At 52.0% G+C, this 15,425-nt stretch carries 11 protein-coding genes and 2 pseudogenes; 6 read left to right on the top strand and 7 right to left on the bottom strand.

The window, feature by feature from the left end:
• The first annotated feature begins 2 nt into the window (after positions 1-2).
• The 4 genes from HW115_RS18510 to HW115_RS18525 all read left to right on the top strand — a co-directional run bounded on the left by HW115_RS18510 (position 3) and on the right by HW115_RS18525 (position 7,857).
• Entirely contained in the window at positions 3-986 is a 984-nt protein-coding gene (locus tag HW115_RS18510) for a VWA domain-containing protein (RefSeq protein ID WP_178934911.1), read from the top strand.
• A gap of 27 nt (positions 987-1,013) precedes the next feature.
• Positions 1,014-2,966, top strand: coding sequence for a VWA domain-containing protein (locus tag HW115_RS18515; protein WP_178934913.1), 1,953 nt, complete (start codon positions 1,014-1,016; stop codon positions 2,964-2,966).
• Between the two features lie 17 nt (positions 2,967-2,983).
• Positions 2,984-5,443: a BatD family protein gene (locus tag HW115_RS18520; RefSeq protein ID WP_227021667.1), complete on the top strand. Its 2,460-nt coding sequence runs from the start codon at positions 2,984-2,986 to the stop codon at positions 5,441-5,443.
• A gap of 65 nt (positions 5,444-5,508) precedes the next feature.
• Complete coding sequence (locus HW115_RS18525) at positions 5,509-7,857, top strand: beta-N-acetylhexosaminidase (RefSeq protein WP_178934917.1); 2,349 nt, start codon at positions 5,509-5,511, stop codon at positions 7,855-7,857.
• Positions 7,858-7,941: 84 nt separating this feature from the next.
• Here HW115_RS18525 and HW115_RS20130 read toward each other — a convergent pair.
• Together HW115_RS20130 and HW115_RS20135 are read right to left on the bottom strand one after the other, a co-directional pair.
• Positions 7,942-8,250, bottom strand: a pseudogene (locus HW115_RS20130) (TlpA family protein disulfide reductase); the annotation flags it as partial.
• Positions 8,251-8,262: 12 nt separating this feature from the next.
• A complete protein-coding gene (locus tag HW115_RS20135; RefSeq protein WP_319609417.1) occupies positions 8,263-9,051 on the bottom strand; it encodes a peroxiredoxin family protein in 789 nt (262 codons plus the stop codon).
• 117 nt (positions 9,052-9,168) lie between these two features.
• Between HW115_RS20135 and HW115_RS18540 the strand changes: the two genes are divergently transcribed.
• Together HW115_RS18540 and HW115_RS18545 are read left to right on the top strand one after the other, a co-directional pair.
• Entirely contained in the window at positions 9,169-9,870 is a 702-nt protein-coding gene (locus HW115_RS18540; protein WP_178934921.1) for a YwaF family protein, read from the top strand.
• A gap of 126 nt (positions 9,871-9,996) precedes the next feature.
• Positions 9,997-11,232, top strand: a complete 1,236-nt coding sequence (locus HW115_RS18545; RefSeq protein WP_178934923.1) for a 4-hydroxy-3-methylbut-2-enyl diphosphate reductase — start codon at positions 9,997-9,999, stop codon at positions 11,230-11,232.
• A gap of 440 nt (positions 11,233-11,672) precedes the next feature.
• Here HW115_RS18545 and HW115_RS18550 read toward each other — a convergent pair whose 3' ends face one another.
• The 5 genes and pseudogenes from HW115_RS18550 to HW115_RS18570 form a co-directional block, all read right to left on the bottom strand.
• Positions 11,673-12,140, bottom strand: coding sequence for a MoaF-related domain-containing protein (locus HW115_RS18550; protein WP_178934925.1), 468 nt, complete (start codon positions 12,138-12,140; stop codon positions 11,673-11,675).
• Between the two features lie 191 nt (positions 12,141-12,331).
• Positions 12,332-12,681, bottom strand: a pseudogene (locus HW115_RS20215) (DUF2200 domain-containing protein).
• Between the two features lie 599 nt (positions 12,682-13,280).
• Positions 13,281-13,790 carry a hypothetical protein gene (locus HW115_RS18560; RefSeq protein WP_178934927.1) on the bottom strand — a complete coding sequence of 170 codons (510 nt, stop codon included), beginning with the start codon at positions 13,788-13,790 and terminating at the stop codon, positions 13,281-13,283.
• 129 nt (positions 13,791-13,919) lie between these two features.
• On the bottom strand, positions 13,920-14,207 hold the full coding sequence (locus HW115_RS18565; RefSeq protein ID WP_178934929.1) for a hypothetical protein: 288 nt from the start codon (positions 14,205-14,207) through the stop codon (positions 13,920-13,922).
• Between the two features lie 469 nt (positions 14,208-14,676).
• The gene (locus HW115_RS18570) at positions 14,677-15,276 is read right to left on the bottom strand and encodes a DUF6794 domain-containing protein (protein WP_178934931.1); all 600 of its coding nucleotides are present in this window, start codon (positions 15,274-15,276) and stop codon (positions 14,677-14,679) included.
• Positions 15,277-15,425: the final 149 nt, after the last annotated feature.

The following is a 15,425-nucleotide window of genomic DNA, read 5'->3' on the forward strand; positions in this document are numbered from 1 at the left end:
CCTTGCCTTTCACCTTCGCCAACCCGCTGTGGCTCATCGCCCTGCTCCTGCTGATCCCTCTGCTCTTCCTGAGTAGAAGGCCCGGGTCCACATCGTCCGTCACCTACTCTACACTCTCGATCCTCATCGGACTTGGGGAAAAACCCAAACGTTTCCCCGGCTCGATCTCCTTTGCCCTGATGCTGCTCTCTCTGGCCTGCGCCGTGATCGCACTGGCCCGCCCCCAATGGAAACAGGAATTCTCCGACCGCAAAGCCAGCGGTGTGGATATTGTTCTCGCCATCGATATTTCCTATTCCATGGAAATCATCGATTTCAGACTGAACCGCCGCTCGGTCCAACGCATCGATGCCGCCAAGGCCACCGCTGAACAATTCATCCGCCAACGCCCGAATGACCGAATCGGGATCATCGCCTTCTCTGGCCGCCCCTACGTCACCAGCCCGATCACCCTCGAACACGACTGGCTCATCGGCCAACTCCGCGAACTCCAACCCGGACTGGTCAAAGAACAAGGGACCGCCGTCGGCTCCGCCATCGCCGCCGCAAGCACCCGCCTCCAGGAGCGCCCATCCAAAAGCAAGGTCGTCGTCCTCGTCACCGATGGCTCCAATAACTCCGGACAACTCGCTCCACTCGAAGCCGCCAAACATGCGGCCACCCTCGGAGTCAAAATCTACACCATCGCCATCGGCACCGAAGAAGGCCGACTCTACAACGGCCGCCAAGCTTACCCCCAACAAGAATTCGATACCAAAACCTTGGAAGAAATCGCAAAAATCACCAAAGCGGAATACTACCGGGTGCGCGATACCGACAAACTGCGCGAAACCTTCAAAAGCATCGACCAACTTGAAAAAACCGACATCAAACAGCACAGTATGGTCACCACCACCGAACTCTTTCCCCTCTGGACCGCGGCAGCCTTACTCCTCGCCCTGAGTTCCCTGACCATCCAATCCCTCACCCCTCCACCCGCCCCCTGAGACTAACATTTTTTTAATTCCTCATTTATGTCCTTCGTTCATCCAGGTTGGCTAGCCTTACTGCTGGTTCTGCCCTTCATCCTCCTCGGTGCCATTCTCACCGACCGGGGGAGAAGCAGAGCATGGCAACGATTGGTTGCCCCCCGGCTGAGAAGCCAGCTGGTCAAACAAGAGTCCTCACTCAAGCGCTGGCTTTCAATCGGACTGGCCATGTTTGGATCCGCACTGCTGATTCTGGTCATCGCCCGCCCCTACTCGGGCGAAACCATCACCACCGAAGAAATCCGAACCCGCAACATCCTTCTCGCCATTGATACCTCACGCTCCATGCTTGTGCGCGACGGCTCACCAGACCGTATGGCCACAGCCAAGGCCATCGCCCTCGAGCTCCTTGAAGAATTCCCCAACGACCGGGTGGGCGTAATCGCTTTTTCCGGGGCGTCTGTGCTGATGGCACCACTCACGATCGACCACACCGCCGTCCACGAAACCATCAGCCAACTCGATACCGATGTCATCCCGAGCGGAGGATCGAACCTGCCGGCAGCGGTCACTCTCGCGATCGAAACTTTTGAGAAAACCAACCAAAAAGCCAATGCTCTGGTCCTGATCAGTGACGGCGAAGATCACTCCGACCAAACCGACCTGGCGGCAGCCGCCATCCGGGAATCGGAAACGACCGTTTGTGCCATCGGAGTTGGCAGCAAGAACGGAGGTATCATCCCCGACTACCAACGCCCCGATCAAAAGTTCAGGGACATCAGCGGCCAAACGGTTCTCAGTCAACTCAATGATGGGGCTCTCGACACTCTGGCTCGAGCTGGCAAGGGGAGCTACTACCCTGCATCATCCGGCGTAGGAGGAAGCATTGCCTCCACCCTCAAATCATTAAAACAAAACGAGCAACAGGGCCGAACCACAACCATTCCGAACGAAACCTATCAATGGTTCCTCTTTCCCGGGGTTCTCCTTCTGATCCTCTCCATGCTGGTTCGCTCCCGCCTGTTTCGCGCCCCTCCCCGCATGGTAAAGAATACCGCCACACTCGCGCTGCTAAGTGTGCTCTGCCTGACATCTCAAACCTCAGTCCACGCGGCAGCTCTAGAGCGTGGAAAACAAGCGTATGAGCGGCGTGACTACCAAGACGCCCTGAAACTCTTCCAACACGCGCTGAACGAGGTGGACGACGATGACCTTCCAGCCGTTCAGTTTGCGATCGGCAGCTCCGCCTACCGACTCAGAAAATGGGAACAATCCAACAAGGCTTTCTCAATGGCGCTGCTCTCCAACGACCCAGCCCTCCAAGAAAACAGCCACTACAATCTCGCCCAGTCGCTCTTCCGCTCCGGCCTCCAAACCTTGCGCTCCGAACTCGCCGGTGAGATGGGTTTTTTCCAAATTCTCAACAGCATCTTCGGCCAGATGTTCGATTCCGCCCAGGCAACCGACAAAGAACAAAAAACCATCAGCAAGGAAGACCTCAACAAGGTTATCACTTCGTGGGAGGATGCGATCAGCCACTATCAAGCAGCGATCGACCTCAACCCGAAAAACATTCGGGCTAAAAGCAATCAAAAGAACGTGCAACGCCTGCTCGACCTCCTCAAACAAGGGCAGAATGGAACGGAACAAGACCAAGGCGAGGACACATCCTCTGAGCAAAGCCAGGACTCGGGAGATGACCAACAAAAATCAGACCAGCAAGGCGACGGCCAGGGAGATAACCCGGACCAAGACCCCAAAGACCCGTCGGGCAAGGGAAACCAAGACTCACCCGATGACCCCAAAAACAACGACGGCCCTGAAAACAAGAATCCCGAACAACCAGAAAATCAACCCGAGCAAAATCAACTCGAACGCAAAGAAGGTGAAAGTGATGAAGCCTACGCCGCCCGCATCCTGAAAGAAAATGCTGACGCTGAAACCAGACCGGTCCAGCGCCGACTCCTCCACCTTCGTCGTCCAGCCAAAGATTGGTAAACACCGTGACCCACTCCTTGAAACATCTATCCAAACTCATCAGCTCCAGCCTGCTTATCCTAATGCTGCTCGGGGTGCCGAACCTGCACGGAAAGCAGCCCACCGCGTCGTCTTTTACCCCCTACGCTGAAGCTTCCATCAACAGCCGACACCTCGTCCCAGGTGAACAAACCTACCTGAGCGTTCGCCTACATGGAGCCGAGATCGACAACCGACCACTGACGCCCGTCATCCCTGACACCGCCGTCAACTTCGTCCGCTCCGTCTCCTACATCGACAGCCAACGTCAGATTCGAACCTCCTTTCTTTTCCGCCTCACCCCCATCAAACCCGGTAAATACACCATCCCTCGGATTGCCCTGCGATCTGGAGCCGTCACCTACCAAACCCCGACACTCCCATTCACAGTCTATCCCACCGAACACCTCACCCCACTCGATTCAGGGATCGGGAAACATCAAATCCTCGCCGGCTGGTTTGCTGGTAAAAAAACACTCTACGAAGGTGAACGCTGCCCCGTCACCCTGAAAATCTACGTCCCTCAGCAACTGCCGGTCGCGACCAACGGCTGGGGCTTACCCGACCCCGAAAAAAAGAACTGCCTGGCTTGGAGGTTCTCCCTGCCTGACACCCGGAATAACACCCAGGTCACCATCGATGGAATCAGCTACCTAGCCTCATCCTTCGACACCACCCTCAGCGGTATCACCCCCGGAAAAGCTGACTTCGGCCCGGCCCCCATCCGTATCGTCGTCAGGCGATCCATCCTCGACCCCTTGCGAGGCTCGATTCTGGTCAACTTTCCCATCGAGCTCAGCATCCCTTCCATCGAGTTCACCATTCTCCCCCTCCCTGACGGAGCTCCCAAAAGTTTTCGAGGCGCCATCGGTCGCTTCACACTCGCATCCTACTGCTCCCAAACCGAGCTCAGCGAAGACGAGCCCACCGAAATCATCCTCCGGATTCAAGGCCGGGGAAACTTGGAAGCCGTCAAAGCCCCGGAACTGGCCCAGCCGACGTGGAAAATCATCGACAGCTCAAAAGTTACCCGAGGCGAGGAACGCCGGCTCATTCAAGGGACCCTCACCTACCGCCAACTCCTTCGTCCACGCCGCGCCGACAACGGATCACTGCCAAGCACGATCCCCCCACACACTCTCAGCTACTTTGACCCCGACCGCGCAAGCTATCACACCCTGAGAACCGCCCCCATCCCCGTCAGTATCACCCCGACGGCTGGCAACATGCTCAACCAAGCAACCAACAACAAGCGAGCAGAAAAGCTGGGAACACCTCCCGAAGAAATGCGAGGGATTCTTAGTTTTATCGATCGCCCCCGTCACCCGTCAACGGCAGCAGGACTCATGCGCCACTGGCAACTCATCCCTGCCGGACTGCTGACCATCCTCCTCTTGATCCCGGCGTGGAAGCGCATTCGAGCCCACCGGATTCAACACCCGGATACCATCACCAAACAGCAAGCACTGGCAGACCTGGCCTCCACCAACACACGCAGCGAGTTCTTCCGCCTCGCAGGCCATTTCGTTGAACGCTGGCGCCCTTCTCCTACCGAAATGACTCAGCCCAATGCAACAGCCCCCTCAGAGAAACAGATCCAACACATCCTTGAGCAGCGGGACCAACTCTGCTTTCTGCCAAGCCCATCCACAACCGATGACATCTCCCAGGAAGAAAAACACGCAGTGATCAAACACCTCAAGGCATTCAGCAAACTCAGCATCATGCTACTCTCGCTGACAATCGCGCTGAGCTCACAACTCATCGCATCAGAATCCAAAGCCAGAGACGCATGGAAATCCGGAAAATATCAACAGGCCATCACGATCTATCAGGACCTCTATCCAGACCCGAACAACACACCAGCAGATGTGCTGTTTAATATCGGCAACTGCCATCACCGGCTCAACCACCCTGGCCAAGCTTGTCTTGCGTGGAGAAGAGCCCTGATTGCCAGCCCCCGGCACCAGGCTGCCAGACAAAACCTCCGCTATGTCGAACTCGAAAAACAATCCATCGTCCCCCAGTATCGGCCATGGCAGTTCTACCTAACGGCGATGAACCCTTCATCATACATCACCATCACCCATGCATCACTTTGGCTAGCGGCCTTGTCGCTTGCCAGCCTGTTTGCCCTACGCTCACGAATAAAGATCAAGACTCTTTGCATCACCCTACTCGTGATCACCCCCGTCAGCGCGGCTCTGGGATTTTTTGCTACCCGTGCTTACCCTGATGACCGTCGCTTCGCCCAGCCGGAGCAACAAGCATTGGTTCTCCAAGATACCCACCTCTACCGGCAAGCCCACCGGGTGGAAACCCAACCGAGGCAACTCCCCACTGCCTCCTTGCTGCGGGTCGAAGCCCGCCGCGGCCCCTGGCTCCATGTGAGTCTAGCCGATGGCACATCAGGCTGGGTCCAAAGCAAAGACGCTGAAGCGTTACTCCCAAAAATATGACGCATCAAAACGAATCTTCCCGGCTAATATCCCCATCATTAAGCCTGTATATTATCGACCACATTATGAAACCTACGATCCTCTCACTCTCTCTCGTCCTTGGGGGACTCATTCCTCTGGAAGCAGCCCCGAACCCGCAGCCCCATACCGTACCAGCTGTCCAGAGCTGGGATGGTGCTGAAGGTTCCCTCAAACCGAACCTGTCCTCCATTTTCATCAACCCGTCCCAGCAAAAGGCATTAAAGCCGATTGCCGACCTACTTGCATCGGAACTGCCCGGCACCCCCACAGTTCTTGCCAAAACGGACATCACACCGGGTAGCATCGTCCTGACTCTGGACAAGCAAATCAAAGGGAAGGAAAGCTATCAGATCGTCATTGGAAAATACGCCAGCATCTCAGCAGGGACTCCGGCCGGCATCTTCTATGGAACCCGCACCCTGCAGCAGTTACTCCGCAGTGGAACACTCCCCAAAGGAACGATCAAAGACGCCCCCCAATATCCTGTCCGCTCAGTGCTGGTCGATGTCGGCCGAAAATTCATGCCGGTGCCCCAACTCAAAGACTGGATCCGCATCATGGGCTGGATGAAAATCAATGAGTTGCACCTCCACCTCAACGACAACTCATGGGGCCGCTACCCTGGGTACCGACTGGAATCCAAGAAGTTCCCTGGCCTCGCATCCGAAGACGGGCATTACACCTTCAAAGAAATCCGTGAGCTCCAAGATTTCGCCAAACTCCACGGTGTGGTCATCGTTCCGGAAATTGATTCCCCCGGCCACTCACTCGCATTCACCACCTACCGCCCGGAACTCGCGCAAAAGGAAATGAACCGCAACGGCTTCGGACTCGCCTACCTCGATTTGGCTAATCCCGATGCCATTCGCTTCATGGAACAAATCTGGGATGAGGTCTGCCCACTCTTTGATGCCGAGCTCGTCCATATCGGCACCGACGAATACCGGATCGGACTGATCAAAGACAAAAAAGAACGGGAGGAAATGGGCGAACGTTTCCGTAAATACATCAATCACCTCAATAACTACATCACCACCAAACACGGTAAAACCGTCCGGACCTGGTCTGGATACGAACACCTCCCCGGCAAAACCGAGCCCGACACCTCCATCATCATCGATATGTGGGAAACCTCCGATGCAAAAAACAAAGTGGCGGCCGGATACAAAGTGGTCAATTCCTCCCACTTCTATACCTACATCGTGCCCGGGGCCCCATACTACGGCGTCAACAATACCTTCATCTACGATAAGTGGACCCCGATGCAGTTCTCCGGCAAACCCGAAGGGCAACTCAGCCCGGAAGACCCCGGACTGATGGGTGGTAAACTCCACGTTTGGAACGACTACGGTCCTTCCGGATACACCTGGAACGAAATCACCCGCCTGACCATTCCCGCGATGGCAGCCATGGGTGAAAAGCTCTGGGGAACCAAAGGTGCAGCCAATCACAAGGCATTCCAAGAATACGCCAATCCTCTGATCGAAAACATCCCACTCGTCACCCTGACCCAACGGCAAGCGGTAGCAGCCAATGACACCGTCTGGAATCTCGAAAAAGCCAAACTCCTGATTCCGAACACCAACCCGGAACTCAAACTCAAAGCCGATAACCTGGAGTGGCCATGGACAGCCAGTGTCACCCTGACACGTCACAACGATGTCAAAGGAGACGAAATCCTGCTCTCATCCGACCTCGCGGCGTTCTATCTCGACCTGACCCACAAGAGCCACGACAAAAAACAAAAGAAGGACATTACCCGCCGCGGTGTTGCCTGCGTGCGTGCCAACCAGGCATACGGTCACGAGCCCATCACCTCCAATAACCCGGACATCCTCATCTTTGATTACCAGGTGCCACTGGATCAAAAAGTCACACTCACCTTTGTCGGAGAACAAAAACGAACTTCACTCTACGTCGATGGAAAACTCATCCAGAGCATCGGCAAACAAATGGTCTGCCCACTCACCCGGATGGGAGACAAGCTTCCACGGGGGCCTCACGCCACCCTGCATACCATGAGCATTAAAAGCTCGGCCTTGGAAAGCGTGCAAATCGGCACGTGGTCCTCAGGAAAAGTATCAGAACAAGCGAGCAAGGTCAGTCTTGACCTCAGCAAAGCCCTTCGATCCCCTGGCAACTATCAGGTTGTTTTCCAATACACTGGAGGCCTACACCGCATGGACATCGATAAAGTAGAGCTCCTTGAAAACGGCAAGGTCATCCACAGCGATGAACACCCTGGCATCACGGGCGGCAAAAGCTCAGACAACGTTTACAACCTGCCGGTCAAACAACTCAAACCCGGTGCCCGCTACAGCCTGCGCGCCACCATGCACAGTGACGGTGGCACGGACTCCAACGGAACGATCACCCTGCAGCAAATGCCCTGAGAACTCAAAAAACTCGTACATAAAAAAGCCACGGTGGCTCATCGCTACCGTGGCTTTTTTTGTTATGTCTCCAATCCGATCTTTTTACGAGCCCTTCGCGGCCTCGGCTTCGGCAACCATTTCTTTGATCGCCTTTTCCATCTCTTCACCGCGTAGCCCCTTGTGCTTGATCACACCATTGTGGTCGATCAGATACAAGGTCGGCCATCCGCGGACACCCCACTTGGTGGAAATTTTCCCGTAGGATTGTTCATTCGTAAAATTGCGCCAGGTCGTTGTTCCGTCCTTCACCAACTGCTTGAGTTTTTCCTTACTGTCGCTATTGACTCCGACAATGGCAAAAGGGCGTCCCTTCAACTCCTTCACGAGCGACCGCTCGTGAGGAAGCATGGCTTTGCACGGGCCTCACCAAATACCCCAAAAATCAAGCAACACAACTTGCCCCTTGTAATCACTGAGCTTGAACTCCTTGTCATCCTGATCCTTGCCCACGATATCCGGAGCCTTGCACCCGACAGACAAATTCTCAGCAACAAAAATTTCGCCCTTCACCTGCTCAAACAATCGTGGGTTGCTCTCAGCCAGCCCCGGTGTTTGTTGCAGTTTCTTCATCACTTCCAAACCTTCTTTTTTGGTGGCCTCCTGTCGTCCCAACTTCGAGCCGAGATAATACATCGCGCCCTGCCTGACTTTCTCGCTGCCAGCTTTATCAGCAATCAAACGCAACTCCTTGATACCATGCTCACCCCATGAGCGGCCATAGTTCTGAGCCAACGACCCAAGCACCTTGCTGTCCTTGTAATGCGTCAGTAACAACTCCAAGATCTCTTGGCTTTGCTGGGGACGGGCACGCCGAACACTCCATGCCAAACCATCTTCCACGCCCTCAGCCTTGGGGTCTTGTTTAACCAAAGCGAGAATCTGACCCACCGAGGCCTTGGAATCCGGGCGCTCCTTAAAAAGCTCATTCCGCTTGTCCCGGTCCTTCACCTTGCGAAGCTCCGCATAAAAGGCCTTCACCTCCTTGTCGAAGGCCGAAGTAATAGCCTCGATCTGCTTTTTTGCGCTCTCCTTGGAAGGCTCCGCCTGCGCAGCTGGAACCAATGGCGTCGCAGGCACCGACTCCTGAGCCTGCAGCAGAGCCGCAGAGCCACAAATCAATGCCACCGTCGTAGTAATGGTAGTCAATTTCATACAGTAAGTGTAATATTCAGTAGAAAAGCGTATTCTTAACTTATTTTTGTGCTGAATTAACCAGAGCGGTGCAAATTTAATTGTGTAATCAACGCCATCCATAACGTAGAATAAGTAATGCTTGCTGCTTTTCAGCTCTACGGTCTCGACCATCTGGGAACCTTGTTCTTCCTCACCGGAGTGACTTGGCTCTTGATCCGACTCTGCCGAAAATCCCCACCTCGCCCGGGAGCCAAGCTGGGCATCTCTTTGCTCGCCTTTCTCTGCTTCGCATCCTATCCCATCAATCAGGCAGCCGTCGCCTCCATCGGAGTCTCACGCGATCTCGGACAACTTCTCCCCCTTCACCTCTGTGACATCACCGCTTTCATCTGCGGCTTTGCACTGGTTACCCGCCGTCCACTACTCTGCGAACTCGCTTACTTCTGGGGTCTGGCCGGCACCCTCCAGGGAGTGCTCACCCCTGACCTTTCCCACGAGTTTCCCAACCCGGCCTACATCTCGTTTTTCCTCCAACACGGAGCCATCGTCATCACAGCCATTCTCCTGCCCCTGGGACTGGGATGGAGCCCCCGCAAACACGCTGCCCGCAACACCTACCTCTGGCTGCTCGCCTACGCTGCCGCCATTTATCCGATCAACCTGCTACTCCATACCAATTTCGGATTTGTCATTGCAAAACCCAGCGGAGCCAGCCTACTCGACGTCTTGGGAGACTGGCCATGGTATATCCTCTGGACCTTACTGATTGCCTCCGGAATTTTCTACCTACTCGAACTCCCCTTCAAACTCCGGCGCCATCAAGGAGGACACAATTAAGGCGTGCTATCCGCCTCGGGAACCGTTTAGAATTTGCGCAGTTGACGCCCAACCGATCCTGGGCGAAATCTCCAGCGCAAAGCTTTCTACCTTTCTCCATAACCCTACGCCCACCTTTTCCATACCATGAGCGATTCTTCGTCAAAACCATCCACGCCCAAAAAACGTAAACGCGTCAACGTCCGCCGCCCCGACGTCATGACCTTGGTGCAAAATGAAGTAGAACAACACTACCGCTCATCCATCGTCGAAAAAATCCTTGGCCAAGGCGGAGAACTCACCATCGGAAATACCACCATCCGACTCGCTAAAAAATTCGGGTTCTGCTACGGCGTCGAACGCGCCATCGACCTCGCCTATGCCACCCGCAAGGTCTTCCCTGATCAACGCATCTTTCTCATCGGAGAAATCATCCACAACCCGGAAGTCAACAAACAACTCCGCGACATGGGGATCGTCTCTCTTCCCTGGAAACGCATGGGTGAAGAATACAACGACCTCAATGAAGAAGATGTCGTCATCGTCCCCGCATTCGGAGCCCCAACATCCTTCATGGACCGACTGGCCGAAATCGGATGCCACGTCATCGACACAACCTGCGGGGACGTCATGAAAGTCTGGCGCCGCGTCCGCGACTACGCAAAAAAACAAGTCACCTCCATCATCCACGGCAAAGCAGACCACGAGGAAACCAGAGCAACAGCCTCACGCGCGCTCGGATCCGATAACAACGGCCATTACCTCATCATCCTCACCACCAAAGACGCAGACGAAGTCTGCGACTACATCCGGGGAAATGGCGACCGTCAGGCATTTCTCGACAAATTCGCCGACGCCTACTCGCCAGGATTCGACCCGGATATCCACTTAAGTCAGGTCGGGGTCGCCAACCAAACCACCATGCTGCAAAGCGAAACCGAAGACCTACAGCAACGCATTCGACAAGCCGTCATCGACCGCGACGGGCACCAAGAAAACTACCACGTTTTCGACACCATCTGCGGGGCTACTCAGGAACGTCAAAATGCCCTCTTCGGCATGCTCGATAGCAAGGACAAGCCCCCGATGGACCTCCTCCTCGTCGTCGGTGGATACAACAGCTCCAACACCACACACCTCGCAGAAATAGGGCAGGAAAACCTACCCACATTTTTCATCCGCAACGCCAAGTGCATGGAATCATTGGAGCACATCCTTCACTACGACCTAGAACACAAAGCCGAGGTCAAAAGCGATTACCCCGACTTCCTACTCAAAGACAAACCCGTTATTATCGGAGTCACCGCCGGAGCATCCTGCCCGAACAACCTGATCGAGTCCACCATCGTCAGGACACTCGAAATGCGAGGCGTCAAACTCTAGACGACTCAACACTGAGCCGGGTAGAAAAACTCAACAGGGGCCTATCTACGCGTGTAATCTGAGGAGGTTCTGCAAAACTCTCATTTTTTAGCGAACGTCAAACTCCTCGGCAGCGATAAGAACGAAAAATCAACAAATTAAAAATACAAACGCCAGAGACCACAAGCTGTCGCAAAGTTGATGATACTTAAAATGCTGATGTGTCGCTTCACGGTGAAATGAATAGATTTCCTTTTGATAAACAGAAACAAAAGCTGGCCGGTCAGCTGTTGGGGATCGGGTGTAGCGATTCGTTTTACCTTTTTTTTATTCTAAGCCTTTAAGACGAAGAAGCTCTCTGACATCACAACGTAAACAATCTAAACCACGCCGCCATCAACCCGATAAAATAAGTCATACTGCGACTTGTTCGAAGCTCTTCAATTGAGTCTGGCTATAGCCTATTCCGACGGACGCTTGACGTTCTTTACACTGGCCTCTTTAAAGTGGATCATCTCAGCACTTGTTCCATAACGAAGGATTGCGGTCGAATACAGAGCTTTGTTTTTTAGGTCGATGATGAGGCTGGTGAAATCGGGCTTTTTCGGTTCATGCCAGTTCACCATATACAAGTCATCTCCGATGCTCCTTGATTGATACGGTATGCCTTCTCCCTTATTCCCTTTTCGTGGACCAACGACCCATTCGTATCTCACTTTGCCTTCGTTGAAAGCGATTTCGAGACCGCTCCCATCTTCGTAGAAGTATTGAAAACTGATACCATCCATTAGGTGTTCTGAGTCGAGATACTGCTGCACATGGTTCGGCACGGCTTTCTTTTTAGGCGTATCTTCACCCGATAGCGGCTGGGCAACTGCACCGAATATCGCAAAAATGACTACGGTAGGGATTCTGATTTTTAGTTTCATGTGGTTTCTTTCTGGTTATTTATCGAACGTAAAGCTCAACCGCCCCCGAGTCAACGGTCATAGGCTGAGCAAGATTGTTTCGTGTAAACCCGAACTGGTGTCGAGCGAGGTTAGCGGTCGGATGCAGCGACTTGTGATGCCCAATTTTTAATCGTGTTGGGATATCCTCTCAACATGAATGTGTAACCATATCACGAACGAAGTATCTTCTCGATCGTCTTACCCTGAGCCAGCTCATCGACGAGCTTATCCAAATATCGAATCTTACGCATTAGAGGATCCTCTACATCTTCAATCCTCACTCCACATACTACACCCTGAATAAGATTACAATTCGGGTTCATGCATGGTGCTTCAGAAAAAAGGTCGCAAAGTCACTCAGCTGTTCAATGCGCTCTTCTAAACCATCTTGGTCATAGCCAGTGAGCCATAAAATACATTGATCGACCTCGTCTTTCGATCGACCTTTTTTCTCCGCCTTCTTGACATACATTGGGTATACTTTAGCAAACGGCATTGAAAATATTGGATGTGTCGACATGATTCTTCTCCTATAGGGGTGCTATATTGTTTCGATCTACAAATTTTTTATTGGCTAACGTAAAGCACACCGGCAGTGATCAGGCGCCAACATACGAATTAAAGATACAATGTCGTAACCGGGTTACCGTCGCAAACTCGACAGCTACTAGCTGTCGGGGGCTGTGACTTGTTCGGTCTGATTTTTTATTGTCATTGGCTTTGGAAAAACCACTAAAATTAAAATCAAAAAAGCTAAGAAACCAGCAGGATAAACGAATATTCCAGGATGCCACTTTTCAATGCTATCGATTCGTTCATTTAGAATCCCAACTACTCCGTCACACAATTCGAATAATGCGATAGCAGAAGTAATCGCAGTAATTAAAAGGACAATATTCTCACTGCTCTTTGAATAGTGAATACCTCTAGTTGACCTATAATACATCAAACGTGATATAAAGATGAACAATATTGCGATGCCGTATATCATTTTTTTATTACCGAACGTCTTAGTGGAGGTAGCCGCGGACTCAAGCCTTGATCGACCAGAAGCTCGACCGGAGGGAGCGAACAAGGATCAGCTATGGCCGCGCTTACCTCCCACGACTTGTTCTGCATTTAGTTACTTTCGGAATCAGCTTCGATTGGCGATCCTCGCTTTGCATATCTCGCCCGCTCTAGCTCCATAGCATGAAACAGAGCGGGATTGGTGGCCTTGATTCGTATCCGCTCGGCTTGGGAAAGGTCTCGGTAGCGAAACCGCAAATTGAGGCTGAAGGGTAAATGTTCCAGCTCCTCTTTATGAAGCTTCGAAATGATCTCGGCCAGTCGCTCGTCTGGCATTAGGTTTGCCAGCTTCGCTCCGACAACCCAGGATTCCTCACCAGCAGCACCATCAAAATTGCCGTTCGCATAGAACCATATGAGGAGTTTCCAGGACTTCACTTGCCGGGACTTATTGTGTTCGTCTAAGCAGTTCTTCATGACTTTAGTGAAATCAATCCCAAGCGGCTTTGCGGCCGAGACAATGTCACCATCCTCAACTGCTCGCAGAAAATCAGCCTTTTGATCTGCTTGCAGAGATGAAATCATGAGGGTGACGATTAATACGGTTGTGAGTGAATTCATATTTTGCAGACGTAAAGCACACCGGCCATGATGTAATGGTCGATAGCCTGATTAAAGTTTCAATGTTCTATAGTAGTAGTAAAACCTGGCTGGTCAGCTACTAATGGTCGGGAGCTACGACTTGTCAGCTCAATTTTTGATTCCTTGTGAATCAGTGCCTTCATCGGAAGCAATACGGTTCTCGAGGGAATCGTAGCCTGCTATCCAATTCAAGATGGACTGAATTGGTCGAACCGAAAACCAAGAACATGTCAACGCATATAGGAAAAATAGACTTAAAAATAATGAAAATACAGCAATATTCTCCTGATTAAAAATCAAACTCAATATAAAACCAAGAATGCTGAAACCGCTTAACAGGCTGCTTGCAATGATTTTGGCCCCAGCTTTCACTTCCTCCAATGATGTAGTGCTCATATTTTTTAAGCTAACGTAAAGTTCACCGGCAGCGAGCATGCGCCGATATACGAATTATAGATACAATGCCGTAAAAGGGTTACCTGTCGCAAACTCGACAGCTACTAGCTGTCGGGTGCTGCGACTTGTTCTGCCGATTAGTTCCCCCCGCTTTTCTGGTTGCTTTCAAGAGCGACTCGGAATCAACCTTTCTTGCTCTCAATTTATGAAGCGTGACACCCGAATTCGTGTGCCTTCCAAGGAAAGCCGATAAATAACCTGAGCAATCAAACTTATGGTTTCAACCTTCGAGCCGATTCGGAATTATCAACCTTTCTGGAAGTGCTGAGTTTTTTTTGCAGAACGTAAAGTTCACCGGCAGCGATCAGGCGTCGATATGCGAATTAAAGATACAATGTCGTAATAAGGTTACCGTCGCAAACTCGACAGCTACTAGCTGTCGGGTGCTGCGACTTGTTAGCCCAATTTTTTAGTTCTCTTGGGGAATCCAGCCTTCCTTATGGTAGTAGAGAAAATCATGCTCGTCAGGGCAACGCCCCCAAAAATAATTACGGTCTGGATGACTAGTAGTCCCACCCCAAAAGGCTGGATTCAACTCCTTTTTACAGGTGGGGCAATTCAAATCAAGTGGAGCGACGGTATCTTGAGCTTCCCAATATGAACGGTAATACTGAATCTTCTTAGCAAGCTCAACAGGTTCACCACGGAGTCTTCGATTCACAGCATACAAAACGATACTCGATAAATCATCTCGATGGTAAATCCCCTGTCGTATTAAATACAACCTAACCTCAGAATCAGTGCGATTAAGGTCACCATTACGAAGGCTCAGTCCCATACCGAAGTGGTCAATCATATCATCCCCATTATCAGACTCTTTGATTATCTTCTTCGTCTCATCGGGCATTTGATCAATTATCACAGAAATTAGCTCTTCAAATTCTTGAGGCAGTAAATCCCCTTGTTTGAGGGTAGACGGTTGAACTAAATCCTGAATTGATCCTTCCTGATTCGTGCGGTCTTTGCAGGACAAAAGACAGCAGATGGCGATCAGATATGCGATTCTCATTTTTTGGCTAACGTAAAGTTCACCCGTGGCGATGAAACCGTGGATGAAAAGATTAAAGTTTCAATTTTGATTAACAGTCACAAAACCTGACACCGTAGCTACTAGCCATCGGGTGCAACGTCTTGTTAGGCCTGTTTATTTCTAGAACG

The organism is Oceaniferula marina (assembly GCF_013391475.1).
Lineage (GTDB): Bacteria > Verrucomicrobiota > Verrucomicrobiia > Verrucomicrobiales > Akkermansiaceae > Oceaniferula > Oceaniferula marina.